General features: G+C 43.8%; 25 protein-coding genes and 4 tRNA genes. 8 read left to right on the forward strand and 21 right to left on the reverse strand.

Going from position 1 to position 25,300, the window contains the following annotated elements:
* Nucleotides 1–5: 5 nt before the first annotated feature.
* The 11 genes from NYE43_RS21235 to dnaB form a co-directional block, all read right to left on the reverse strand.
* The gene (locus NYE43_RS21235; RefSeq protein ID WP_024123516.1) at nucleotides 6–851 is read right to left on the reverse strand and encodes a two-component system regulatory protein YycI; all 846 of its coding nucleotides are present in this window, start codon (nucleotides 849–851) and stop codon (nucleotides 6–8) included.
* Entirely contained in the window at nucleotides 838–2,205 is a 1,368-nt protein-coding gene (yycH, locus tag NYE43_RS21240; RefSeq protein WP_024123517.1) for a two-component system activity regulator YycH, read from the reverse strand. The genes NYE43_RS21235 and yycH overlap by 14 nt, the downstream gene beginning before the upstream one ends.
* Nucleotides 2,195–4,030, reverse strand: coding sequence for a cell wall metabolism sensor histidine kinase WalK (walK, locus tag NYE43_RS21245; RefSeq protein WP_044160205.1), 1,836 nt, complete (start codon nucleotides 4,028–4,030; stop codon nucleotides 2,195–2,197). Before walK ends, yycH begins: the two co-directional genes overlap by 11 nt.
* Before the next feature lie 6 nt (nucleotides 4,031–4,036).
* Complete coding sequence (walR, locus tag NYE43_RS21250) at nucleotides 4,037–4,744, reverse strand: cell wall metabolism DNA-binding response regulator WalR (RefSeq protein ID WP_010332599.1); 708 nt, start codon at nucleotides 4,742–4,744, stop codon at nucleotides 4,037–4,039.
* Nucleotides 4,745–5,127: 383 nt separating this feature from the next.
* Nucleotides 5,128–5,200, reverse strand: a tRNA-Phe gene (locus NYE43_RS21255).
* A gap of 35 nt (nucleotides 5,201–5,235) precedes the next feature.
* Nucleotides 5,236–5,312, reverse strand: a tRNA-Asp gene (locus NYE43_RS21260).
* Nucleotides 5,313–5,394: 82 nt separating this feature from the next.
* A tRNA-Glu gene (locus NYE43_RS21265) sits at nucleotides 5,395–5,466 on the reverse strand.
* A gap of 10 nt (nucleotides 5,467–5,476) precedes the next feature.
* Nucleotides 5,477–5,552: transfer RNA gene (locus tag NYE43_RS21270), tRNA-Lys, on the reverse strand.
* Between the two features lie 222 nt (nucleotides 5,553–5,774).
* Nucleotides 5,775–7,067, reverse strand: a complete 1,293-nt coding sequence (purA, locus tag NYE43_RS21275) for an adenylosuccinate synthase (RefSeq protein ID WP_101859653.1) — start codon at nucleotides 7,065–7,067, stop codon at nucleotides 5,775–5,777.
* 206 nt (nucleotides 7,068–7,273) lie between these two features.
* Nucleotides 7,274–7,693, reverse strand: a complete 420-nt coding sequence (locus NYE43_RS21280) for a VOC family protein (protein WP_339235147.1) — start codon at nucleotides 7,691–7,693, stop codon at nucleotides 7,274–7,276.
* 119 nt (nucleotides 7,694–7,812) lie between these two features.
* Nucleotides 7,813–9,177, reverse strand: coding sequence for a replicative DNA helicase (dnaB, locus tag NYE43_RS21285; RefSeq protein WP_010332602.1), 1,365 nt, complete (start codon nucleotides 9,175–9,177; stop codon nucleotides 7,813–7,815).
* Nucleotides 9,178–9,347: 170 nt separating this feature from the next.
* Between dnaB and NYE43_RS21290 the strand changes: the two genes are divergently transcribed.
* The gene (locus NYE43_RS21290) at nucleotides 9,348–9,548 is read left to right on the forward strand and encodes a DUF2188 domain-containing protein (RefSeq protein ID WP_038954329.1); all 201 of its coding nucleotides are present in this window, start codon (nucleotides 9,348–9,350) and stop codon (nucleotides 9,546–9,548) included.
* Between the two features lie 49 nt (nucleotides 9,549–9,597).
* On the opposite strand, the gene NYE43_RS21295 is transcribed toward NYE43_RS21290, so the two are convergent.
* On the reverse strand, nucleotides 9,598–9,801 hold the full coding sequence (locus NYE43_RS21295) for a hypothetical protein (RefSeq protein WP_101859652.1): 204 nt from the start codon (nucleotides 9,799–9,801) through the stop codon (nucleotides 9,598–9,600).
* A 120-nt stretch (nucleotides 9,802–9,921) separates the two neighbouring features.
* Here NYE43_RS21295 and NYE43_RS21300 point away from each other — a divergent pair, with 120 nt between their 5' ends.
* From NYE43_RS21300 to NYE43_RS21310, 3 genes are all read left to right on the forward strand, one after another.
* Entirely contained in the window at nucleotides 9,922–10,062 is a 141-nt protein-coding gene (locus tag NYE43_RS21300) for a YycC family protein (RefSeq protein WP_003242786.1), read from the forward strand.
* A 72-nt stretch (nucleotides 10,063–10,134) separates the two neighbouring features.
* Nucleotides 10,135–11,343 carry a CynX/NimT family MFS transporter gene (locus NYE43_RS21305; RefSeq protein WP_106019883.1) on the forward strand — a complete coding sequence of 403 codons (1,209 nt, stop codon included), beginning with the start codon at nucleotides 10,135–10,137 and terminating at the stop codon, nucleotides 11,341–11,343.
* Between the two features lie 135 nt (nucleotides 11,344–11,478).
* Nucleotides 11,479–13,566, forward strand: coding sequence for a glycosyltransferase family 39 protein (locus NYE43_RS21310; RefSeq protein ID WP_341062666.1), 2,088 nt, complete (start codon nucleotides 11,479–11,481; stop codon nucleotides 13,564–13,566).
* 36 nt (nucleotides 13,567–13,602) lie between these two features.
* On the opposite strand, the gene rplI is transcribed toward NYE43_RS21310, so the two are convergent.
* The 4 genes from rplI to NYE43_RS21330 form a co-directional block, all read right to left on the reverse strand.
* A complete protein-coding gene (gene rplI / locus NYE43_RS21315) occupies nucleotides 13,603–14,052 on the reverse strand; it encodes a 50S ribosomal protein L9 (protein WP_010332608.1) in 450 nt (149 codons plus the stop codon).
* Nucleotides 14,049–16,028: a cyclic-di-AMP phosphodiesterase GdpP gene (gene gdpP / locus NYE43_RS21320; protein WP_024123525.1), complete on the reverse strand. Its 1,980-nt coding sequence runs from the start codon at nucleotides 16,026–16,028 to the stop codon at nucleotides 14,049–14,051. The genes rplI and gdpP overlap by 4 nt, the downstream gene beginning before the upstream one ends.
* Before the next feature lie 36 nt (nucleotides 16,029–16,064).
* Nucleotides 16,065–16,994, reverse strand: a complete 930-nt coding sequence (locus tag NYE43_RS21325) for a YybS family protein (protein WP_101859650.1) — start codon at nucleotides 16,992–16,994, stop codon at nucleotides 16,065–16,067.
* 224 nt (nucleotides 16,995–17,218) lie between these two features.
* Complete coding sequence (locus tag NYE43_RS21330) at nucleotides 17,219–17,368, reverse strand: hypothetical protein (protein WP_010332611.1); 150 nt, start codon at nucleotides 17,366–17,368, stop codon at nucleotides 17,219–17,221.
* A 145-nt stretch (nucleotides 17,369–17,513) separates the two neighbouring features.
* On the opposite strand from NYE43_RS21330, the gene NYE43_RS21335 reads away from it, so the two are divergent.
* Entirely contained in the window at nucleotides 17,514–17,999 is a 486-nt protein-coding gene (locus NYE43_RS21335) for a spore coat protein (protein WP_024123527.1), read from the forward strand.
* Nucleotides 18,000–18,028: 29 nt separating this feature from the next.
* Here NYE43_RS21335 and NYE43_RS21340 read toward each other — a convergent pair whose 3' ends face one another.
* Nucleotides 18,029–18,406, reverse strand: coding sequence for a winged helix-turn-helix transcriptional regulator (locus NYE43_RS21340; protein ID WP_024123528.1), 378 nt, complete (start codon nucleotides 18,404–18,406; stop codon nucleotides 18,029–18,031).
* Between the two features lie 209 nt (nucleotides 18,407–18,615).
* On the opposite strand from NYE43_RS21340, the gene NYE43_RS21345 reads away from it, so the two are divergent.
* Complete coding sequence (locus tag NYE43_RS21345) at nucleotides 18,616–19,545, forward strand: manganese-dependent inorganic pyrophosphatase (protein WP_010332614.1); 930 nt, start codon at nucleotides 18,616–18,618, stop codon at nucleotides 19,543–19,545.
* Nucleotides 19,546–19,604: 59 nt separating this feature from the next.
* Here NYE43_RS21345 and NYE43_RS21350 read toward each other — a convergent pair.
* Nucleotides 19,605–20,755, reverse strand: a protein-coding gene (locus tag NYE43_RS21350) for an IS3 family transposase (protein ID WP_341062670.1) whose coding sequence is annotated in 2 segments (ribosomal slippage) — nucleotides 19,605–20,482 and nucleotides 20,482–20,755 — 1,152 coding nt in all. Because the reading frame shifts where the segments join, the coding sequence is not laid out codon by codon here.
* 113 nt (nucleotides 20,756–20,868) lie between these two features.
* A complete protein-coding gene (locus NYE43_RS21355) occupies nucleotides 20,869–21,318 on the reverse strand; it encodes a DUF6376 family protein (RefSeq protein ID WP_095712575.1) in 450 nt (149 codons plus the stop codon).
* 436 nt (nucleotides 21,319–21,754) lie between these two features.
* Here NYE43_RS21355 and NYE43_RS21360 point away from each other — a divergent pair, with 436 nt between their 5' ends.
* Entirely contained in the window at nucleotides 21,755–23,065 is a 1,311-nt protein-coding gene (locus NYE43_RS21360; protein WP_038954331.1) for an MFS transporter, read from the forward strand.
* Nucleotides 23,066–23,219: 154 nt separating this feature from the next.
* The gene (locus tag NYE43_RS21365; RefSeq protein WP_326323494.1) at nucleotides 23,220–23,954 is read left to right on the forward strand and encodes a MerR family transcriptional regulator; all 735 of its coding nucleotides are present in this window, start codon (nucleotides 23,220–23,222) and stop codon (nucleotides 23,952–23,954) included.
* Between the two features lie 33 nt (nucleotides 23,955–23,987).
* Here NYE43_RS21365 and NYE43_RS21370 read toward each other — a convergent pair whose 3' ends face one another.
* Together NYE43_RS21370 and NYE43_RS21375 are read right to left on the reverse strand one after the other, a co-directional pair.
* Nucleotides 23,988–24,782, reverse strand: a complete 795-nt coding sequence (locus tag NYE43_RS21370) for a hypothetical protein (RefSeq protein ID WP_024123533.1) — start codon at nucleotides 24,780–24,782, stop codon at nucleotides 23,988–23,990.
* Between the two features lie 107 nt (nucleotides 24,783–24,889).
* A complete protein-coding gene (locus NYE43_RS21375) occupies nucleotides 24,890–25,273 on the reverse strand; it encodes a YybH family protein (protein ID WP_095712571.1) in 384 nt (127 codons plus the stop codon).
* Nucleotides 25,274–25,300: the final 27 nt, after the last annotated feature.

Raw genomic sequence — 25,300 nt, forward strand, 5'->3', positions numbered from 1 at the left:
CTCCATTATTTTGATTGGTCTGTATCTAAAATCGTACTCTCCAAAGCATTCACAGTAAAATACTCTTGCACTTTCTTTTTCTCGCCGTTCACTTTTTTATCATACTCCACCGTAACTCTCCATACCGGAGCCAGCACCTGCGTGCTTGTCAGCGGATATTGCGCCACATAGCCGAATTTCACACTCTTTATGGTGCAGTATTCTTTTAATTGATTTTGATAGTACAATAATTCAACCGCATCAAGCTCAGTAATTAAGTTTTCTTTCTGAATCTGCTTAAAGGTTTCAAGCGTCGACTGCTCGTATGACACAACCTCGTTTTTATCGTTTAAGTGCAAAATCACTTGTCCGATCATATTAGAGGAGTTGTCAGTCTTCTGATAAATGTAATGACCTTCATACGTTTGGAAGTAAATGATTTCTTTTTTAGATTTATCCACCTTCCAAAGCTTATATTTTTCACCATCTTGAATTTTAGAAGACACAAGCGCCTGTGCATCGTCCTCTATGTTTTTCTTTGAAAGGGCAATCGGGCTCGTAAACTTCATCTTTAGGTTCGTTACTTTATGATCATCACTAGGCATATCCATCATAGGCTTTTGATCCTTGAGTGATTCAATATCATCCTTCGTGAAGACTTTTTGATTCGCTGTGATCCGATAGCCTTCTATCGCTTCTTTATCCAGACCTTCATACGTGATATGGTCTGCCTTCATGTCATGCTCTACATCATTTTTAATGACTTCATATTCTTTACTATTAGATCGCTTCTCAAAAAACTGATAGCCTAAGAAAATATCTAAAATGAGGAAGGCAACGATGAAGATTGTTTTTGTCTTATTCCACTCCATTGTCTGCCCCCTCCTTCGTCAATAATTCCTTCGTAATCGGCACCATTTTTCCGTTTATTTTCATAGCCCAAACCGGTTCAAGCTCAACAAGAGGATCATCGTTGGTTGATGTTGAGATCATCTGATACGCAGGGAAAATCTGATCAATTTTGTCCGTATCATACGCCGTTTGTTTGGACAGAAGGGCCCTCACTTCCCTGCCGCTCATCAGCTGTGTCTCACTTGTTTTAATCGGATTCGTTCCAAGACTGTAGTTCGGCCGTTTATAGCTGAGAATATCGTCATTGGCCCATTGGACGGTGATTGCCGAAGTTCCGCCAAACGGTTTAGACATGCTGTTAATGACCGGAAGCTGATCCATAAAGATATAGAAGCTCAGCTGCTGGCTGTCGTTGATATTAAAAAATTGATAGTGATCCGTCCAGCTTCCTGTATCCTCTAGGTACTTCTGGCTCTTTTTGATTAATTCACCTGTTTGATACGAAGTGCTCTGCACTAAATTACGCTGCTGGAATTGAACCTGCCGCTGGGTCAGGCTGACATCTAAACGGCTGATGCCGTCCGTCAGTACATTTCTGTTATTATAATTCGAATCTTCTCTTACAATGCTCGGATCGCTGAACAGCGCTTGTTTAAAAGTGTTTGTTTTAATTGATTCCGTGACAAATTCCTTTTTATCCATCGTAAGCGATTTGTTCGGAAGCAAAAACTCTTTCTTTGTGCCGATCGAGAACAAGCTGTACGCAGGCATATTTGATTCTTTGTTTTTTAAATCGTTCATGATATTCCGGTAGTTTGCTGATTCAACCGTCACTTCCAGAATAAGCTGCTTGCTGTAAGATACCAAATAAATCTTCTTATTCGTTTTTGTTTCATCGAATGGGATCATAATATGATCAAACGAGCTGTATTCAAACGATTGATTGGACCATTTAAACAGCGTTTGAATAATATCAATAGGTATCGTGTCACTGAATTGCAGATCAAGCTTGGCAGCAGAACCGCCTCTTCCATAAAACCAGCTCTTAAATCCGGCCTTATCATATTGATCCGATATATCTTTAATGCCTTTTACATCCCAATGCGGCAAATCTGACCAGACTTCATCATAAAGCGTTTCATCATCGACCTTATAATGAGCACCGTCATCATGAATAAACATTTCCCGCGGTTTTACCGTTTCAGACAGCTTTTGGGTATTTTTTTCAATTTTATGCTTCTCACGCACCGTAGACTCTGCTGATGACGAGTCTTCAGAAAAATTAGGCTGAAATGTCCATATGCTCCATGTAAAAACAAGACTGATGACGACGAGTACCGTAAGTAATATTGTTTTTATATTTTCACGCTTCATCCCAATCATCCTCTTGTTCCTCTTTATATGGAAGAGTAAAAGTTATCGTTGTGCCTTTTCCTTCTACACTGTCTGCCCAAATATCTCCGCCGTGCGCCTGAACCATTTCCCTGGCAATAGCAAGTCCCAGACCGGTCCCGCCGAGCTTTCTCGTTCTCGCTTTATCAACCCTGTAGAAGCGGTCAAAGACTTTTTCGACATCCTTTTTCGGAATCCCGATCCCTTCATCCTTAACGCTGATATAGAGAAGTTCTTCCTCTTCATTTACGTCAATCGAGAAGGTGACATGTCCGCCTTCAGGTGAGTATTTTAAAGCGTTGGAAATAATATTATCGAGCACCTGCGTAATTTTATCCTGGTCAATCTCCACATACAGGTTTCTGTCCGGCAGATTGCGGATAAATTCCACATGCTGTTCCTTCGTCATTTCAAAACGATCAATAATGAGCGACATAAATCGGACGATTTGAATCCACTCACGATTAAATTGATAATCCTTGCTGTCAAACTTAGAAAGCTGAAGCAAATCGTTTACAAGCCGAATCATCCGCTCTGTTTCATTCTGCGTCACCATTAAGAAACGCGGTGCAATGTCTTTATTTTCCCACGCGCCTTCCGCTAATGCCTCTAAATAACTGCGCATGGTCGTAAGCGGCGTCCGCAGCTCGTGTGATACATTCGCTACAAACTCTCTGCGCTCCTGGTCAATTTTCTCCTGCTCGGTTACATCGTAAATGACAGCAATTAAACCGTCGATTTTGCCATGCTCCCTTTGAATCACGGAGAAATTGACACGAAGCACTGTCAATTCATCGTCGCGCTCAATTTCGAGCAGCATAGAGTCCTGCTGTTCGACTAAATCTTCAAAAGTATAATTCTCTTGAATCCCCAGCAAGCTTGTAATCGGCATTTCTAAGGCTGTTTCACGTGAAACGTTCAGCAGCTCCAGCGCCGGGCTGTTCAAGAGAATAATCGCTCCGTTTCGGTTTGTGGCAATAACGCCATCCGTCATATAGGCAATAACAGAGGAAAGCTTTCTGCGTTCACCCTCTGTCATTGCCTGAGCATCTTCAAGCTCTCTCGTTAAGTGATTAAACGTTGTGGCGAGCTGTCCAATTTCATCATGTCCGTACTTTCTAACCTTCCTGGAGAAATTCCCTTTCGCAAGCTCCATTGCCTGCTTCCTCATATCTGAAAGCGGGTGGGTAATGGTTCTGGCCAGAAAAATACCGAGAAGGGCTGTCAAAACGAGGGCCAAACCAGTGCCGGAGGCCAGTATCGTGTTGATGGTCTTCATTTGGCCAAAGACATCTTCCATGCTCGCTACCACATAAATCGCTCCGACAACCTCTTGGTTTTCAGTGGTAACGGGCTTTGCGGAAATGAGGACTCTTATTTTGCTTTTCGGGTCATAATATTTTCTCGAATAAGACTGTTTAGTAGAAAAAATTCTTTTAAAAATGAGATCCGTCGTTTGTTTCCCTGCAACTTCTTCTCCATATGGCCTTGAAGAGCCAACCACTTCATAGCTTTTATCAACAAAACTAATTTCTCGTATCTCATCACTCTTCGTGAAGTCATTCAAAATACGGCTGACATCATCCTTAATGACGGTGCTGTCATTATCACTCTTATATTCCTGCTCAATATAATAAGAAAGGTTGTCGATTCGCTGATTAAGCGATTGTTCATAAGAGGTAATCAGCGACTTCTCTACCTGATTGACAAAATACACACCAATGACTTGCATCGCGATGATAATCAAAAGCACATAAATCAAGGTAATCTTAAATTGGATCGACCGAAAAAAACCAACCTTATTCATTGGGCATTAGTCCTGTTCTGGGTTTCTCAAGTAATAACCGACGCCGCGGCGTGTGACAATCCAATTTGGATGGCTCGGGTTGTCCTCAATTTTTTCACGAAGGCGGCGCACTGTTACGTCAACCGTTCTGACATCCCCAAAGTAATCGTAGCCCCATACTGTTTGCAGCAAATGCTCACGTGTCATGACTTGTCCGATGTGTTTTGCCAGGTAATGCAGCAACTCGAACTCACGATGGGTTAATTCGATCGTTTCATCTCGTTTTGACACTACATACGCGTCAGGGAAGATCACGAGGGAGCCGATATGAATGTCGTTGGAAGATGATTCTTCCTCCGCTGGCGCTGTTGTCAGCTGGCGGCGCAAGTTCGCTTTCACACGGGCTAAAAGCTCTCGTGTGCTGAATGGTTTCGTAACATAGTCATCCGCGCCGATTTCAAGCCCGATGACCTTATCAATTTCTGAATCCTTAGCCGTCAGCATAATGATAGGCATATCGTATTTTTTTCTGACTTCACGGCATACTTCAACGCCGTCTTTATTCGGAAGCATAATATCTAAAAGTATTAAATCAGGCTGAAGCTCTTCCACCATTTCAACGGCTTCATTTCCGTCATAGGCGCAATGCACTTCATAGCCCTCTTTTCTTAAGTTAAATTCTAATATATCTGCAATCGGTTTTTCATCATCTACTACAAGGATCTTTTTATCCATCATTTTTGATTTCCTCCTGCCGAATGGTCTTCATTTCATCTATATCACATTCGTTACATCACTTATGGCCCAAATAGAACAATGGGTCCTTGTCTATTATAACGGTTTAAGGTCAAAAGATAAAAAAAATAAAGGTTTAGAAAAAAACACATTTTTCACCTTCATCCACCAGTTGTCTATCTTTTGTCATGTTTTTCAACTTTTCTTAAAAAAGATAATTTAAATGAAACCTCCCCTCACCTGCGTGCGTCTTTTCATTGACGTCTTCTTCTTTGAACCGGCCGCAGGGCCGGTTCTCCCTTTTTCTTCTATTATAACACTCCGCATGTTTATCTTTTTTATAAAGAAAAAACGCACCTACGATTGCAGATGCGTTTGGTAAGTGGCTCGGGACGGAATCGAACCGCCGACACACGGATTTTCAGTCCGTTGCTCTACCAACTGAGCTACCGAGCCAAATCATTTATTTTTCTCTACTTAGTAAAGTAAAATGGCGGTCCGGACGGGACTCGAACCCGCGACCTCCTGCGTGACAGGCAGGCATTCTAACCAACTGAACTACCGGACCTTACAGTAATTTGTCTGGAGAGCTGTCGTGTCAACTCTCGCAGACAAATAAGGAATTTAGCAATAACGCTAAAGTAAATCAATGACCCGTACGGGATTCGAACCCGTGTTACCGCCGTGAAAGGGCGGTGTCTTAACCGCTTGACCAACGGGCCTTCACAAAAATGGTGAGCCATGAAGGACTCGAACCTTCGACCCTCTGATTAAAAGTCAGATGCTCTACCAACTGAGCTAATGGCTCTTAAGATGCCGGATTTTTCATAGAGCAAACGACTTGGATCAAGTTCTCATCTTGTACTCTATTGAAGCAGTTTCCGTAACAACGAGATTTATAATATCACGAACAAATAGAAGTGGCAATAACTTTTTTGGTTTTTTTTCATATTTTTTTCTCAGACCAACTTATCTGCAGTTTTCAAACAAAAAACAAGCCCCTGAAAACAGGGGCTTGCGGGTATTCTGCTTAGTTCGCACGGTACACGCTGCGAAGGACATTTGTCTGTGAACGGTCTGGACCGACAGAGAAAATAGAAAGCGGAATGCCTGTCAGCTGAGACACACGCTCAAGATAGTGGCGCGCGTTTTCCGGAAGCTCGCTAAGGCTCTTCGCACCTGTGATATCCTCAGTCCAGCCTGGCATTTCTTCATAAACCGGTTCACATTCTGCAAGTGCTTTAAGGCTTGCAGGGAACTCTTCGATGACTTCTCCTTTGTAACGGTAAGCCACACAAATTTTCAGTGTTTCAATACCTGTTAACACGTCAATTGAGTTCAATGAAAGATCTGTGATTCCGCTGACACGGCGGGCGTGGCGGACAACGACACTGTCAAACCAGCCGACACGGCGCGGGCGGCCTGTTGTTGTTCCGTATTCACGTCCGACTTCACGGATTTGATCGCCGATTTCGTCTTTCAGCTCAGTCGGGAAAGGACCATCGCCGACACGAGTCGTATAGGCTTTTGAGACACCGACTACGTGCTTTATTTTTGTCGGGCCGACACCTGAACCGATGGTGACACCGCCGGCAACCGGGTTAGATGACGTAACAAATGGGTATGTTCCTTGATCGATATCAAGCATAACCCCTTGCGCGCCTTCAAATAACACGCGGCGGCCTTCATCAAGCGCATCATTTAAAACAACGGATGTATCGCAGACATATTTCTTAATCTGCTGTCCGTATTCATAATACTCATCTAAGATATCTTCTATTTTAAATCCTTCTGTCTCGTACATTTTCTCAAGCAGACGGTTTTTTTCTTCAAGATTGCGTTCGAGTTTCTCCGCAAACGCGTCACGATCCAACAGATCCGCGATACGAATGCCGATACGGGCTGCTTTATCCATATAAGCAGGGCCGATTCCTTTTTTCGTTGTGCCGATCTTGTTTGCTCCTTTTCGCTCTTCTTCCACTTCATCCAACTTCAAATGATACGGCAGAATGACGTGAGCTCTGTTGCTGATTCTCAGGTTATCTGTACTGACGTTGCGCTCATGAAGATACGCAAGCTCTGTGACTAATGCTTTTGGATCTACAACCATTCCGTTTCCGATCACACACGTCTTATCTTTATAGAAAATTCCAGACGGGATTAAGTGAAGCTTGTATGTGACTCCGTCAAACTTGATGGTGTGCCCTGCGTTATTTCCGCCTTGATAACGGGCGATCACTTCTGCATTTTCTGACAGGAAATCTGTGATTTTACCTTTCCCTTCATCGCCCCATTGCGTACCTACTACAACTACTGAAGACATGTCCGTGCACCTCCGTTAACCTTTCAAAAACGATTCTATTCAAACAAATCAAGTTTATCAGTGAAGAAACAGAAAGTCAATTGTAAATCCGAACATTAAATTCTTGTAAATCCAAATTCGTTCGCTTTAATTGACTTTAGAAGCGTTTTCTTAAAGATTTGCCTTGAAAAGCTCATGAAACTTTTATCCTTTAGCAGAAGAAAGAATCACTTGCCTGAAATCCCTTTTGTGTTCATGAACACGATCCGCCAGCCGTCTGGATCCTCTATCGTCACCCCTCCATGACTCCAGTACGGGTTCTCAGGTTCAGCCTCCTGATAGCCCATGTTTTTTAATTTTGCAGTGATGGCTTTGATTTCTTCTTCGCTCGGCACATAAAAGACGAGCAGGCTGTCTGGGTGGGGAACGGGGGCTGTTCTTTCCTCGTCATGCTCGGTGAATTCCAAGTGGTAATCGGTATGCGGGAGGCCAAACATGACTCCGTCAAACCCATTATGCTGATGAAATTCACCAATTCGTTTTAAGCCCAGCCCTTCTTCATAAAAGCGAATGATCTGATCAAGCCGGCCCGTAGGTCTTGCTATCCTAATTTGTGCGGCATGAAATTGTGAAAAACGCTTTCTCATTGTTACCCTCTCCTTTTTGTCTCATTTTATTAAAACGCTTTCATTTTTACATCAGCTAAGTGGCTGGTTTCTCCTCCGTCTTTTGGATGAAAAAAACCCCAAGAAGAAGCTCTTGGGGTTTACGCACCGGGCGGAACACCTGCGTCGTCAAAACGCCGTTCCAGGTTGACGAATTTATTGTATTCTTTTACGAACGCAAGAGACACGGTTCCTACCGGGCCGTTACGCTGTTTGGCAATAATGATTTCGATAATGTTTTTGTTCTCAGTTTCTTTGTCATAGTAGTCATCACGATAAAGGAACGCGACAATATCTGCATCCTGCTCAATACTTCCTGATTCACGGATATCAGACATCATCGGACGTTTATCCTGACGCTGCTCAACGCCACGCGAAAGCTGAGAAAGCGCGATAACAGGGACTTGAAGCTCTCTGGCGATCGATTTCAGTTCACGGGAAATTTCTGATACTTCCTGCTGACGGTTATCTTTTGAACGGCCGCTTCCCTGGATCAATTGCAGGTAATCGATCAAAATCATGCCAAGACCGCTTTCCTGCTTCAAACGGCGGCATTTGGCACGGATTTCACTGACACGGATACCCGGTGTGTCATCGATATAAATTCCGCTGTTGGACAGGCTTCCCATCGCCATCGTCAGCTTTCCCCAATCCTCTTCTGTCAGATTTCCTGTACGAAGGTTTTGGGCATTGATATTTCCCTCGGCACAAAGCATACGCATAACGAGCTGCTCGGCACCCATCTCAAGACTGAAAATGGCTACACTCTCGTCGGTCTTCGTCGCTACGTTTTGCGCGATATTCAAGGCAAAGGCCGTTTTCCCTACTGACGGACGGGCAGCCACAATAATCAAGTCATTTCGCTGGAATCCGGCAGTCATCCGATCAAGCTCAGAAAACCCTGTCGGAATCCCGGTAATATCGCCTTTTCGATTGTGAAGCTGCTCGATGTTATCATACGTCTGAACAAGGACATCCTTGATATTTTGGAAGGCGCTTGTATTTTTGCGCTGCGCCACTTCCATAATCGTTTTTTCCGCTTCACTGAGTAAATCTTCGACCTCGTCCTCGCGGGTATATCCGTCCTGAGCGATTGTTGTCGCTGTTCTGATTAACCGGCGAAGAATTGATTTTTCCTCAACGATCTTTGCGTAATATTCTATGTTAGCCGCTGTCGGCACCGAGTTTGCGATATCAGTCAGATACGATATGCCTCCCACTTCTTCCAGCAGGTCCGTGTTGGCAAGCTCTGACGTCACCGTAACTAAATCAACCGGTTCACCGCGGTCTCCGAGCACCAGCATCGCATTATAAATTTTTTGGTGGGACATTCTATAGAAATCATCTGGAATCAATACCTCTGAAGCCAGTGTTAAAGCAGACGGCTGTAAAAAAATAGCGCCTAACACGGCTTGTTCGGCTTCTATATTTTGCGGCGGCAGCCGATCATTCAGAAGGTCTGTCATGCTAAGCACCGTCCTCTCATTAAAAAATCTCCAAACTCCATTTTACCATTTATCCAGAAAAAAAATAGAAAAATTCTTTGTTTCCCATTTTTTTCAGTCAGCAGATTGGATAGTTTCGGACAGTGCCAGGCTGGGAAAAAAACTGATAAAACTTGAGGGAGGAATGAATGATGCTGAAAAAATACGCCGTAACACCCAACGTCGATGCGGACGGCTGGTTTATCAAAGTGGAGAATGTGGCGCCTACAGCTTTATACACCTCAAAAGACGCCGCTATTGAAAAAGCGAAGCAGGTAGCCAAAGAGAACAGCCCGGCAAAGCTTGTGATTTATGACCAGCATAAAAATGTGGAAGACGAACTGTCTTTCTAACAAACTGAAAGCCTTCGCTGCCGCGGGGCTTTTTTTAGCGCGTACCACGCTATTCCATCCATTTGAATCCAATACGCATCATAAGATCCGCCGCCTTTTGATACAGCTCCCACTCTTCAAAGGAAGCAAATTTCCCCATCAGCTCCTGAAGCTTATGCCGCAATGCAATATATTCTTCCAATGTGACATTTTTCTCTGTGTCTATCTGATGCTCATACAGCATTTGTTTTAATAATGATAACGGTTTGTTCATGATGAACCCTCCTTATCTCTTTTATAAGGGGCATTTTCCGAATGCACCATCCCTTTGTGATATCTTCTTACGTTTCACATCTGATTCTTGTACAATGGACAAAAGAGAGGAGGGATCTTTGTGAGACCTTTGCAAATTTCTGCTGAAACTGCACAAAAGCTTGCAGAGTCTTTGAATCTGCCGCTTGAACAGATCATGCATATGCCTCAACATATTCTGCTTGCCAAAATGGCTGAATTGCAGAAAGAGGACAAATCATAACCTACACTCGCATACTTGCTTACATGTATCGGAATGATATTAAGTATATGTTAGAAAAGAGGAGTAACTGCTTTGCCACATCCACAAAATAAAAAAATCCAATCGTTTTGGCTGATTGCCGGTATTATCTTTATCGCGTTTAACTTAAGACCCGCAATCACTTCAGTCGGGCCGGTCATCAGCTCCATCAGGACCGAGCTGCACATGTCCAATGGGGCAGCGGGTTTTTTGACCGCACTGCCGCTGCTTTCGTTTGCCGTTCTTTCTCCGCTCGCGCCTAAGCTCGGACGGCGCCTCGGAAATGAGCGAACCTTATGGCTTGGTCTCCTGATACTGTTTATCGGTGTTTTGATTCGATCTGCCGGCTATACCCCCGCTTTGTTTTTCGGAACGGCACTCATCGGAATCGGAATTGCGATCGGAAACGTACTTTTGCCAAGCTTAATCAAACATAAATACCCTGAAAAGCCAGGGCTCATGATCAGCCTGTATACGACATCTATGAATATATTCGCTGCTTTAGCATCAGGTATCAGCGTTCCTTTAGCGTCCCAGTTGGATGGCGGATGGAAACAGGGATTTCTTTTATGGGGAGGCTTAGCATTTCTAGCCTTGCTGATTTGGATACCTCAGCTCCGACATCGGGATGCGTCCAACCAGACGCCGCAGCTTAAAACCAGTCCGATTTGGGCTTCCAAAGTGGCATGGTTCGTCACCATCTTCATGGGCCTGCAATCATTTTTATTTTACAGCAGTATCGCCTGGTTTCCTGAGATTCTCCGTTCACACGGGATTGATACGTCAACCGCCGGATGGCTTGTATCACTCATGCAATTTGCGAGTCTGCCTTCCACTTTTCTGACACCGGTTTTAGCTGACCGCGTGAAACATCAGCGCGGGATCGTTGCAGCGCTGACCGCAGTCTATCTGATCGGTCTATGCGGATTATTAACGGGCGGCAGCCATGCCATGCTTGCCATCTGGATGGTGATTATCGGTATCGGACAAGGCTCCAGCATTAGTCTGGCACTCACTCTCATTGGGCTCCGCAGTGAAAATGCGTATCAGGCTGCAGCGCTGTCAGGCATGTCACAGTCATTCGGCTACCTTCTTGCAGCCGTCGGACCGATCTTTGTCGGGTATCTCTTTGACCAGACACATTCATGGACAATGCCGATTGTGCTTCTTATTGCTGCTTTAATCGTCATGGGAACAGCAGGACTCGGGGCAGGACGCGATCGATACGTCCTTCAGACAGAGAGAAAGAGAAATTCAGCGTAGAAAAAGGGCGGGGAAGATGTCTCTGCCTCTTTTTTTATGGAAAAACTGTCAGACATTCTTTGAATCTTTATGGTTTATTCATAAGTTTTTCATATTTGTTTTTTACAATAAGACATCATAAAGAGGTGAAAAACGATGAAAACCAAACGTTTCGACACAGTCCTTATTGTTATTTTGCTTGCAACGGCTTTTCTCAACACCTATCACATTTGGCAGGATGACGCTGCGAACCAATACTATCTGGCAGCGGTGAAAAGCATGACGCAAAGCTTCCACAATTTCTTCTATGCGTCATTTGACCCTTCCGGATTTGTAACAGTTGATAAGCCGCCTGTTGTTTTATGGATTCAAACGATCTTCGCGCTGATCTTTGGTGTTCATACGTGGAGTGTCATCATTCCTCAGGCTCTCGCCGGGGTTGGATCGGTATTCCTTCTGTACAGAATGATCAAACCGACATTTGGCATTGGAGCGGCCCGCGCCGCCGCGCTTGTCATGGCGCTGACACCGATCGCAGTCGCCGTCAGCCGGACAAACAACATTGACAGCATGCTTGTCTTTACCTTATTGCTCGGTTCATCATGCCTGCTTCGGGCGGCCAAACAAGGCAAGCTCGTTTGGCTCCTGACAGCTTTTGGCCTGATCGGCCTTGCATTTAATATGAAAATGATGCAAGCCTTTATGGTATTGCCTGCATTTGTGTTATTCTACCTGATTGCTTCTCGGATTTCACTAAAGAAAAAAACAGGATCGCTGATTCTGTCTCTTATCCTCCTAACCGGTATATCGCTCTCATGGGCGGTTATTGTGGATTCAACATCCTCCTCCAGCCGGCCGTATATCGGAAGCAGCCAGACAAACTCTGTGTTAGAACTCGCCTTCGGATATAACGGCACAGAGCGGCTGCTTGGGCAAACCACCGGCCTTGCACGCGGTGATATGAATGCCGCAGGCGGCGGTAACATGCAGAATAATGGCACAAGGCAAGCGCCAAATCACAATGAATCATCTGATGGAACCTCTTCATCTGAGAACGGAAACAGCAAGGCAGATGGAAATCAAAACAGCACCGGTTCCTTCGGGGGCAATGCACAGGCTCCTCAGCCGCCTTCTGGAAAAAATGGCACCTTTAATGGAGACGGAGGTACACCTCCAACAGGCGGACCAAACGGCGGAAATGGAGGACCCGGCGGTGGCGGCGGAAAAAGCATGAACATGTTCGGCACAGGTGATGCAGGACCGCTTCGTCTCTTCCAATCTGCTCTTTCCGGCCAGATCAGCTGGATGCTTCCATTCGCATTGATCGGATTACTTGGTGTAATTGTCAGCTGGTACCGTAATCGTCGCGGTCAGACTAATGAAATGAAAGAAACGCTATTCTGGACAGCATGGCTTGTACCTGTGGCAGGTTTCTTCAGCATCGCGGGATTCTTCCACCAGTATTACTTGATTATGCTGGCACCGCCGATTGCCGCACTTTCCGGTATCGGATGGTATACAATGTACCGCCTATACAAAAACAATAAAGATTGGACAAGCTGCCTGCTGCCAGCGGCCGTCTTCATTACAGCCGCATTCCAAGTGTATATTTTGAGTGCTTATACAAGCCAAATCGGCAGTGGTTGGATGTATGTACTCGGACTCGCAGGACTCGGCACCACCATTGCTCTGCTCATGCTCAAAAGCAGCAAACAGCTAATCATTGTCAGCTTATGTGTGCTGCTCCTCGCACCAATCTACTGGTCAGCAACGCCGCTTTTATACGGAGGCAACAGCGTTCTTCCTGAATCCGGCCCGCAGCTTAAAAGCTCGGCAAACGGAGGAAACATGTTCTCCTCAGAAATGGACACCGGTCTCCTGTCTTATCTGAGAGAGCATAATACCGGCGAAGAGTATTTATTCGCTACGTTAACAACCGTAACGGCTGCGCCATATATCATCGATACAGATGAATCTGTCATGGCACTCGGCGGCTTCAACGGCACAGATCCGATTCTGACTGTCTCTGATCTGAAAAAACTAGTCAAAGAGGGCAAAGTGAAATACTTCCTGCTGTCAGAAACTAACTCAGGCAATACTGAACTCGTTTCTTGGATCAAGAAACACGGTCAAGAAATATCTTCTGACGAGTACAGCAGTTCCTCGAGCAGCACAAGCAGCCAGCAAGGCATGAAAGGTGGACCTGGCGGAGAAAGCCAGCAAACCCTTTATCTCGCAGAATAAAAAAAGAGGCTTGGATCAATCCAAGCCTCTTTTCTATTAAGCTTCTTCTTTCACATGTACCTTTAACACAGCCTGCACCTCAGGATGCAATTTCACAGGAACGTTTGTATAACCTAACGCACGGATGCCGTCCGGCAGTTCCAGCTTCCGCTTATCCACTTTGATGTTATGGTCTTTTTGAAGCTGTTCAGTAATTTGCTTGCTTGTGACAGAGCCGAACAAACGGCCGCCTTCACCTGATTTCGCGCTGAGCTCAACAGTCAGTTTTTCTAATGTTTCTTTTAAGCTCTTTGCCTGCTCAAGCTCTGCGATGGCTTCTTTTTTCTCTTTCTGCTTTTGACCGTTTAGTACACTGATGTTTGACGCGTTCGCTTCTACCGCGAGGCCTTTTTTAATCAGAAAGTTATGCGCATAACCGTCTGCTACGTTTTTCACTTCGCCTTTTTTTCCTTTTCCTTTTACATCTTGTAAGAAAATAACCTTCATCTTTGTACGCCTCCCTCAAAATACTCATCTATGGCGCCCTTCAGCCGCTCCAGCGCTTCTGTTACTGAAATGCCGGATAACTGAGTCGCCGCATTTGTTAAATGTCCTCCGCCTTCCAGCGCCTCCATGATGATCTGAACATTCACATCGCCAAGAGACCGCGCACTGATACAAACAGTTTGTTCATCACGTCTTGCTACCGCAAATGAAGCCTCAACCTCGCTCATCGACAGCAGTGAATCCGCAGCCTGCGCAATCAGCACTTGATCGAAATATTCATCCTCATTCTCAGGCAGAGACGCAATCGCGATGTTCTCTTTATAGAGGGCCGTATGCTGGATCAGCTTCGCCCGTTTAATATAGGAATCAACGGTTTCTTTGAGGAACTTCTGCACAAGCACCGTATCGGCGCCTTTCGCTCTTAAATATGAAGCTGCATCAAAGGTCCGCGAGCCAGTGCGGAGTGAAAAGCTCTTTGTATCCACTATTATACCAGCTAATAGGGCGGTTGCTTCAATCATATTGATTTTTAAGCGCTTCGGCTGATACTCAAGCAGCTCTGTCACCAATTCCGCTGTTGATGAAGCGTACGGCTCCATATAGACGAGCAGCGGGTCTCTGATAAATTCTTCGCCTCTGCGGTGATGGTCGATGACCACAATATGTTCAATTTTGTTTACCAGCCGTTCTTCCATGACAAGCGACGGCTTATGTGTATCCACGATGACAAGCAGCGTGTCGTCATTGGCAATTTCCATCGCTTCTTCAGGCGTAATGAACCTTGACCACAGATCTTCATATTTTTTAATTTCCTCAATCAAGCGCTGCACACTTGAACCGATTTGATTCGGATCAATCACAATAAATCCATCTTTGTTATTTGCCTGTGACACCTTTAATATCCCGATCGCCGCGCCGATAGAATCCATGTCGGGGAATTTGTGACCCATGATAATCACATTGCTGCTTTCAGAAACGATTTCCTTTAAAGCATGAGAAATCACGCGGGCGCGCACCCTTGTTCGCTTCTCCATCGGGTTCGTTTTACCGCCGTAAAACTTCACTTTTCCGTTTGGCAGCTTAATGGCTACCTGGTCTCCGCCGCGGCCCAGTGCTAAGTCCAGACTGGATTGCGCCAAATCGCCAAGCTCTTTCAGCGATGAGACCGAAGCTCCGACACCAACGCTTAAGGTCAGCGCAACGCCGTCAAATGAAGTTTTTTCCCGTACCTCATCCAGAATCGAAAACTTCGAATTTTCAAGTTCGGTTAAAATGTGTTCATTAAGCACAGCGATGAAACGTTCTGATGAAGTCCTTTTCAGGAATATTCCATACTCCTGCGCCCAAGCGTTGAGCAAAGATGTCACTTGGCTGTTCATCGTGCTTCTCGTCTGGTCGTCTAATCCTTGCGTCACATCATCATAGTTATCAAGGAAAATATAGGCCAGCACAGTTCTTTCATTTTCATATTGCTTTTCAATCTGTATCTGTTCCGTCACATCGAAGAAATAAAGCAGACGCTCATCCCGTTTGATGACCACTTTAAATTTTCGGTCATTCAATGTAACCGTTTCCGATTCTACCTCTTGTTTGATGAGCGGCACAACTGATTCACACGTATCATAAAGTGATCTCCCCACTAAAGTACTTTCATTAAAGCAAGAAGAGAGAAACGGATTTGCCCATTCTATATAGTATTGATCATTAAAAAGCATGATGCCGATCGGCATTTCCATCAATGCCTCTTCACCGACTTTTTTCAACCTGTAGGATAACGTAGAAATATAAGCGTCAATCTCTTTTCGAATAAGAGAATCCGCACGTTTTATAAAAAACAGTATAACTGCAAGCAGCAACACTTCGACGGTTCCTATGATCCAGTTAAAATAAAAGCTGATGAGGATTGTAATGATTGACAAAGCAATCAATGCATAGATGGGATACCGAAACAGCGGTTTTTCATAAAAGCTTGGCATTTCTATCACTCCCCACCATGTGAGTACAACTCATATTCACTTCACCTTATTCCTTATGTTAAAGCCCATGTCCATAACGCCTAAAATGCGAATGGCTGCCATAAAAATCGGATGCAGAAAACCAAGAATGACTGCAATGACGGCGACTGCCTTCGGATATTTTTTCTTATGGCAATAGAAAAAGATAAATGATAAACCCTGGATAAAAATAAGAAACCCGAGTATAAACTCCCCATTTAAAGCGATAGAGTACAGCATTTGGCCTTTTTCTAAAGGCAGAAATGAAAGAATGACAATCAACAAATACAGCACTACAACACTTTGCGGAAACTTCAACTCTCTAAAAGGCTTTAGACTAGGAATATCGGGGGAGAATCGCCTTAAGAGCGGCTTAGCGATAAGGTAACTGAGGAAAGAAAAAATGGCTCCTACCATCACGATAGCTGTTGGAAAAAGATATTGAACCGTACTCAATTGTTCTTCCATCAGTTTCATTTGTTTCTCAAGCTCTTCAGCATTACCCGATTGTTTCAAAACGGATTCAACGATATCGAGTGATTGCCGGTATTGTGTCATTGCTTCATCAATGATATTGATACCCAAAAACTGAATGCTTATCACAAAATAGAACACGATACAAAGCATATAAATAAGGGCACCCGAAATAATAGCATGACCGGGTTCTCTTTTTTTGAAAAAATGCCCCATGGCAATGCCCGCACAAGCTGACATAAAAGCTACAATAAGTCCGTTAAAGGACCCGACAATAAAGACAACAGGAAGACTGACAGCGCCCATCCATAATCCTAATTTCAATCCGTGTCTGATCGTATAAAGGATCATAGGCAGCGGCAGTGCAAATAACAGAATTGTTCCAATCAATGGAACATAAACGACCAACAGTGTGATGATCGCAAACAAACTGATTAAAATAGCACCTTCCATTAATGCTCTTGTTTGTTTCACTTAGTCACCTCGTATCATACTGAACATACGAATAGAAAAGAGCAGCATAAACGACTGCTCTTTTTTTCATCGCCGCAACATGTTTTGCACCAATGTTTTCATATCATCTCTAAAATTACTTTTATATTTTAACATAAGTCCAAATCGCAAGTAAAATGACGCCAATGTTTCATGTGAAACATTGCAAACGAAAAGACATTCTTTAAAAGAATGCCCATCACTTCTTATTCTTTATCATCCATAAAACCAGAAGATTCTTTGTTTTTCTTCTTCGTTTTTCTGACATACACAAATATTAAAATCACAAGTAAAAGGGTTGTTGCTTGCAGAACGCCGCTGCTAAACAAGAAAAAGTTCTTTATCATGTCCCACATCGTGTTTCACCTCTTTTTGGATGTTCTCAACCCGTATCCTATATAAGGTGAATTTCCCTTTTTAAAAACTTCAAAACATCATGAACAACATTGAACGTTGGGCATATGCTGATACAGAATCTGATTGATAAAGGAGATTTGTTACATGGATGAACGCAGAACGTTGGCTTGGCATGAAACATTAGAGATGCATGAGCTGGTTGCTTTTCAGGCAAACGGGCTCATTAAACTGAAGAAAATGATTAGAGAAGTTAGAGATCCTCAGCTCAGACAGCTTTATAGCGTGTCCATTCAGGCCGTTGAGCAAAACTTAAAAGAGCTTCTCCCGTTCTTCCCTCAGGCGCCGATGCCTCGCGATGATGAAGAAGAAGAGCGCGCGGATAATCCATTTTACAGCGGTGACCTGCTCGGCTTTGCCAAAACATCTGTCCGCAGCTATGCCATTGCAATTACAGAAACAGCAACACCTCAATTAAGAACCGTACTTGTCAAACAGCTAAACGCTGCCATTAAGTTGCATGCGCAGGTTTATCAATACATGTATCAGCATGGATACTACCCATCTTACAACCTTTCTGATCTGTTAAAAAATGACGTCAGAAACGCCAATAAAGCCATTTCGATGAAATAAAAGAAGCAGCAAAGGCTCTCCCTTTGCTGCTACTTCTGCTGTTCTTTTAATAAACTGTTCGAACGACGCGCCTCCAGTACTTCTCGGTTGGCGTCACCCCATTCTTTCATTTGCAATACAATCGGCTCAAGCGTTCGCCCGAATTCTGTCAAAGAATACTCGACCTTGGGCGGCACCTGGTGATAAACTTCGCGATGAACAATGCCATCCGCTTCAAGCTCCCGAAGCTGCAGGGTCAGCATTCGTTGGGTAATACTCGGGCAGATTTTGCGAAACTCATTGAACCGTTTCTTGCCATCTATCATGTGATAAAAAAGGATTCCTTTCCACTTTCCGCCAATGACATCTAGTGTAAATTCAACTGGACAGCCTTCTTTGTTCGGATAAATATTGTTTTTTCGGCTCATGTTCGACCCTCCAATAGTACCTTTTTTGATACTACAGATCATTTTGTAACTGACCTACCCAGTATTTTACACACCTTTCCTCTTCCACTCAAAAAAAATGCTTTTTATTCACATCAATTTTTAAGGGTTTGCATGATTACACCCGCAGCAAGACGTGTTAAACTATAAAAAGAATGTTTACACTACTTAAAAAAGGATAAGGAGTTATCATGGAAAAAATACTTATTTTCGGACACCAAAATCCAGACACAGATACGATTTGCTCTGCTATTGCTTACGCTGATTTAAAAAACAAACTCGGTTTCAACGCTGAGCCTGTCAGACTTGGACAAGTCAACGGCGAAACACAATACGCGCTAGATTACTTCAAACAAGAAAGCCCTCGTCTTGTAGAAACAGCTGCAAATGAAGTGAACGGCGTTATCCTTGTTGACCACAACGAACGCCAGCAAAGCATCAAGGATATTGAAGACGTTCAGGTTCTTGAAGTCATCGACCACCACAGAATCGCAAACTTCGAAACAGCTGAGCCGCTTTACTATCGTGCTGAGCCTGTCGGCTGTACTGCTACAATCTTAAACAAAATGTACAAAGAAAATAACGTAACAATCGAGAAAGAAATTGCCGGCCTTATGCTGTCTGCTATCATTTCTGACTCTCTGTTATTCAAATCTCCAACTTGCACTGATCAAGACGTAGCTGCAGCAAAAGAACTTGCTGAAATCGCTGGCGTAGATGCTGAAGAATACGGCTTAAACATGCTGAAAGCCGGCGCTGACTTAAGCAAAAAAACAGTTGAAGAGCTGATTTCTCTTGATGCAAAAGAATTCACACTCGGCAGCAAAAAAGTCGAAATCGCACAAGTCAACACAGTGGATATTGAAGATGTGAGAAAGCGCCAAGCTGAGTTAGAAGCAGTGATTTCTAAAGTTGTGGCTGAGAAGAACCTTGATCTGTTCCTTCTTGTGATCACAGACATCTTAGAAAACGATTCACTTGCACTTGCAATCGGTAACGAAGCGGACAAAGTGGAAAAAGCATTCAACGTCACATTAGAAAACAATACAGCCCTTCTTAAAGGCGTTGTTTCTCGTAAAAAACAAGTCGTTCCTGTGTTAACAGACGCGATTGCAGAATAATAAAAAAGCATCCCGCTCGGGACTGACCCCCGTTTTTGAGACAGGGATCAAAACACCTTTTAAACAGCCAATTGCCGATAGCTTATCGGTGATTGGCTGTTTAGTTTCGTTTGAATACGAATGTTGTTATAATAATAAATGTATTCTTTGACAGTGCGTTCTACGATGGCGGTCGTGGTTCGATCAATGCTGTTAAGATAGAACGTTTCAGACTTTAGTGAGGAATGAAACGATTCGATGGAGGCATTATCAGCGGGCGTCCCTTTGCGGGACATGCTCATGGTAATGCCTTTTGTTTTAACAGCTTTCTGATACTCATAAGATGTATACACAGATCCTTGGTCACTATGTAACACGCAGTTCTGAGGCAGTGTTGGCAGCTGATCAAGTGTGTTTAAGACAAAGTCTGTGTCCTGCTTATCTCCAATCGTGAAAGCAATTACTTCTCCATTGTATACATCCAATATACTGGAAAGGTACAATTGTTTCTGTCCATAAGGCAAATACGTGATATCCGTTACTAGTTTTTCAAGAGGATGATCGGACTGAAAGTTCCGATCTAATATATTATCAACCACGGCATATGGCTGCCCATTCTTCTTGCGCTTTTTCACCTTAACCCGGCACTGCCACTGATTTTTCTGCATGATACGCTGAACCGTTTTATGGTTAATACGCATTTCCTTTTTTAATATAGCTGTAATTTTTCGATATCCATATCGATACTTGTGCTCTCGGCACAACGTGCCGATTTGTTTTTCCAAATGGCGCTTGGGATGATCTTTCATCAGGTTCTTCTTCCAACGATAATAAGACGCTCGTGAGATACCTAAATGAACACAGATATTCTGTACGGTCATTGTGCCGTGCAATACTTCTACAAGTTCGACTGACGTTTGGCTATCAACTTCCTTTCCAATTCGTTGTACTTTTTTAAAACTTCATTTTGTTGTCTCAGATAACGGTTCTCTGCCTGCAGTTTCTCTAATTCGGAAGAATACTCCGGACCTTTTCCGTAAGTGTATTGCTTACCAACAGGCTGTTCAAATCGATGTGTATCCCCAGCTTTATGCCATCTAACCCATGTCTGAACCTGCGTCTTATTCTTGATATTCAATTCCTGCATGATCGCTTTCATAGGCACGCCTGCCAATCTCATTTCTACAGCCTTCTGTTTGACTTCAATCGGATAACTCATTCTTGTTCCCATACAAAAAACACCTCCAAGTCTTATTTCGGATAACAACTATCCGTTTTCAAACTTGAAGGTGTTTTTTATTTGTCTCATCTTATGGGGTCAGTCCCCTCCCGGGATGCTTTTTCTTATTCGCCAAGCTTTTCAATTTGCCCCATCACATCAGTAATTTGCTTAGCGTTTTGGACCAATTCGGATTGCTCCAATTCCTCAAGCGATACCTTTCCTTCTTCCACTTGCTGCAAGACGTCTTCCGCATTTTTCTGCAATGTGTCGTTATGCTCCTGCAGGGTGTTGTGAAGCTCCGCTGCGGCATCAGGCGGTGTTAATTCATTAAAATCAGCCGCTGCCTTTTGAATAGACTCAAGCTGTGTCTCTAGTTTTTCTTTCGCCTCAGTGTCATTTACAGCTTCCTCAGCCAATGCAGGCGCTTCCTCTGCAAACGTCTTCACCTTTTCCACATAAGCTGACGCTTCATTTGTATAATCCAGCCCGTCATTCACCTGATCCAGTATTCCGCATCCGCCTGCCCCCAAAAGACCCGCGCCGGCCAAAACCGTCAGAACCATTTTCTTCATTGTTTGCCCCCTTATCGTTTCTTCTTCATTTTTTCTTTTAAGATCGGAATCAATTTCTCTTTCGCTAATGGCAGCCCCTTCTTCACCAATTCACGTTTCAGCCATTTCTTCAGCTTAGACATCGTAAATCTCCTCTCCCTTTTTTGATAAAAATGAAAAAACTCCACCGATTTGGTGAAGTTCAGAAACAAAAAGACCTTCACCAAATCAGATTTGGCAAAGGTCTCGCTAACAATCAAATTGCCAGCAAAGCCGAGGACACCTTGTCCCGTAATGACGACTTTACTGTGAAAGCTACTCCCCTTTGGAGTGTTCATTTTTATTACTTTCATTCTAAAGCAATGGGCTTTTCCAGTCAAATTCCTGCTGTCCGTTTACATAAAAGAGAGCTGTGGTAATTAAAATTTGAATGGTATTTACATCCGGAGATCATGCTATGACAGAGGAGGTTTTCATCATGAGTCAAGAGCGCGTGAAACGGCCCGGGCATACCAGATGGTATATATCTTCGTTACTGAGCGGCATTATCATTCTTAATTATTTTGATCGAGTGGCCATTTCTGTAGCTGCCCCGGCGATACAAGATTCGTTTCACCTCACAGCAACTGAACTCGGCATTGTGTTTTCGATTTACACATATTCGTACACACTGATGCAGCTGCCCGTCGGAAGTTTATTGGACAGGTTTGGCGTGGCCTGGGTCACAAGAATCGGAATGACGGTTTGGAGCATTTTAACGATCATTCTCGCTTTTTTACAAGGAAAACTGCTCTTATATGTGTTCCGATTTCTCATTGGGCTGACAAGCGCATCGGCGTTCCCCGCCGCTTCCAAAGCAACCGCTCTATGGTTTCCTCCAAGTGAACGGGGTCTGGCGAACTCACTGTTTGATTCAGCCGCCAAATTTTCAAACGTAATCGGAGCGCCGCTGGTCGCCTTTCTCGTCACAACATTTGACTGGCGGGTCGCCTTTTTAACGATCGGATGCATCAATGTGCTGTTTACCATCTTTTTCTGGCAGTACTATGAGCAGCCCGAACGGCACAAACGCATTTCCAAAAGCGAATTAAACTATATTCAGAAACACAATACAATCACAACAGAACAAATCCCCTATAAAACGGTCCCGCTTTTAAAAGCACTGTTTTCCAACCGTAAAGTATGGGGCTTAATGATCGGATTTACGGGGTACGGCTATACATTCAACCTGCTGCTTACATGGCTTCCGACTTTCTTTAAGCATACATACGGAATGGATCTCATGTCATCCGGTTTATTCACCGCCGTGCCGTGGCTGATCTCAACCATTTCCGGCATTGTGGTCGGCGGCTGGCTCGTCGATTACCTTATCAAAAAAGGCTATTCCAACACCAAGGTGTACCGAACCGTGATCATTGTAGGGATGAGCTTCGGCTTTTTCTTTTTGGGCTCCATTTTGACGAATAATATTACCGTTGCAATTATCTGCATTTCAATCGGCCTCGCCGGCGTTTCTGCAACGGCTCCGGTCGGCTGGTCCATCTCCGCAGAACTGGCCCCGATTGGCTCCGTTTCCATGCTGAGTTCCATGGTAAATCTGGCAAACAACCTATTCGGAGGCATAATCGCCGCTTCACTCACGGGATATTTGTTTGATGTGACAGGTTCCTTTACGCTCAGCTTTCTTGTTGCCGGTTTTGTATTGCTGCTTGGGCTGATTTTTTACGTATTTGTGCTAGGAGATGTGAAAAGAATTAAGTTGGAGTAAAGAGTGCTTGTGTGCAAGCACTCTTTTCTTTGATCTAAAACAGCTTTCTCGGGGGCTATATCCCATTCTCTCCGGGTAAAAATAACATCATTTTTATTCTTGACTCCAACCAAAGGTAAGGCCTCATAGTGATAGAGGAAGGAGGAATTGAGTTGTGAAGGTAACAGTAAAAGAATTGTCGCACATTGCGAACGTGACAATCAAAACGCTTTATCACTACCACAAAATCGGCTTGCTGGTCCCAAAAGAAATCAGCGAAGCCGGATATCGGTACTATGGCGCCGACGAGCTAAAAAGACTGCAGGAAATCCTTTTTTACAAAGAATTAGATATTCCTTTGTCAGAAATAAAAAGGTTATTAGTTGAGGATGCTGACAGAACTGGCACATTAGAAAAGCAAAAAAAGCTGTTTGAAAAGAAAATTAAAAAGTACCAGCGCTTCGTTCAAACGGTCAATACGTCTTTAGAATACACAAGAAAAGGTGAGAACATGGATCATAAGGTAATGTTTAAAGGATTTGAAACCTCAAACGAATGGAAACAATCTTTAGCGGAACAAAATGACCATTTAAAAGAGCATTACGATTTTGAAGTAGATACCCACGCTATCAATGTAGATGAAATGAACAAAATGGCGATAGAGGCAAAACATTTTCTTGATGGAATGGCTGATTTTTTAAGAAGCGGCGTGACGTATCATGACCCTGCCGTGCAAGAGCATGTCATGAATCATATTACGTTCCTGAATCAAAACGGACACCCGACAAGCAAAGAAGATTACGTAAAACAAACGCGGTTCTTTATGCAGGATGATTTTCATCGAGAAATGTTAGAAGAGCAGCAAACCGGTTTATCTTATTATCTGACCGTCGTTGCAGAACACCTGTAGCGTGAGTCTTTGCGACTAACGCATTCTCTCTGCTCAAGTTGCGGCACCGCCAACAATCGATACATTCTGCCGGTCAACGCCAAAATTCCGCCCGTTCCATTTCAATACGGTTTGAACATATCCCAATGAGTCGGCGTTATACCTTCCGGCGATTCGCTGATACGCCAGCAATTCGTATACGCCGTCTCTGTTGAAATCAACCGGATACAAGCCGGATAAAGGATTAACCCAGCCTTCTATCGGCGCTTTTAAAACACCCTGATTCGTATAAATTTCATTCAAATAGTCTCTGCCTTTGTAAGTAAGATCCAGTATATATTGTTCATGCTGGCGTTGACTGACCACGCTCGCTTTATATTGATTTAGATAGCTCACACTGTACTTGAATTCATCATTAAAAGAATCCGAATTGAAAATCTGCCTGAACTGCCGGTTCATATAGGCAAATACATACGCATAGATAGAGCCTCCGCTTCCCCCGGTATCGATTACAACAGCCACATCTTCCGTTTTATTGCCTGTCACATCAGCCAGAAAAAGTGACGGATTGTATCCGATATTGTTATGAAGCTGGATTTGCCGTTCCTGATGTGTTTTGCCGTCACGTATCACCAAAGTGATATTTCTCCATAGCGGACTGCCTGACGTTTGATTGCCAGTAAGGAAGACTTCATCAGCGACTCCATCTCCCGTCACATCACCCCGCGCTGCAGTAATAATGGCGCGCGAGAAACCGGGCTGCCTATAGACATATGGATACTGGTAAAGCGTTGATTCTCCGCCATGATAAACCCAATAAGGTGCCATTCTGCTGTTGTATGGATTCAATTGAATTCACCCTTTCCTATTCACCTTCATGAATCATTATATGCAGGAAAAGTACACAGCAGATCACATGCAGCCCGTCTTGTTTCAGAATGTCTAAGCACTATAAACTAAATTAAATCCGTACCATATGAATTATCAATTGCACAAAGCCACTCACCTTGCATATTCTTCTTAAACACATAGGTCGCCCTTCTTTCCATCGCATACTCGGAATCCTTTTTATCCGATTCAAGCAGCGTTTGAGAAAGGACCAGAGCAGTGTCGCCTGCTTCCAAAATGACCATTTCCCCTTGTGTCGGGACAAGCTGATGATTGAAATAATTTGCGATCGCAATAAACGCTTTTTTGATTTCTTCTTTACCGCGTGCGATCATGCCAGGCTTCACAACTAAAATGGCATCCTCTGTATAGTAATTCATCAGTGTATCAAAATCTTCGTTCCGGATTGCCGCATCACAAGCAGCAATGATCTCTTTTATTTGCTGTTCCAAAAAGTTCCCTCCCCATCATCACGGTTG

This window comes from Bacillus sp. FSL R5-0434 (assembly GCF_038004745.1).
Classification (GTDB): domain Bacteria; phylum Bacillota; class Bacilli; order Bacillales; family Bacillaceae; genus Bacillus; species Bacillus halotolerans.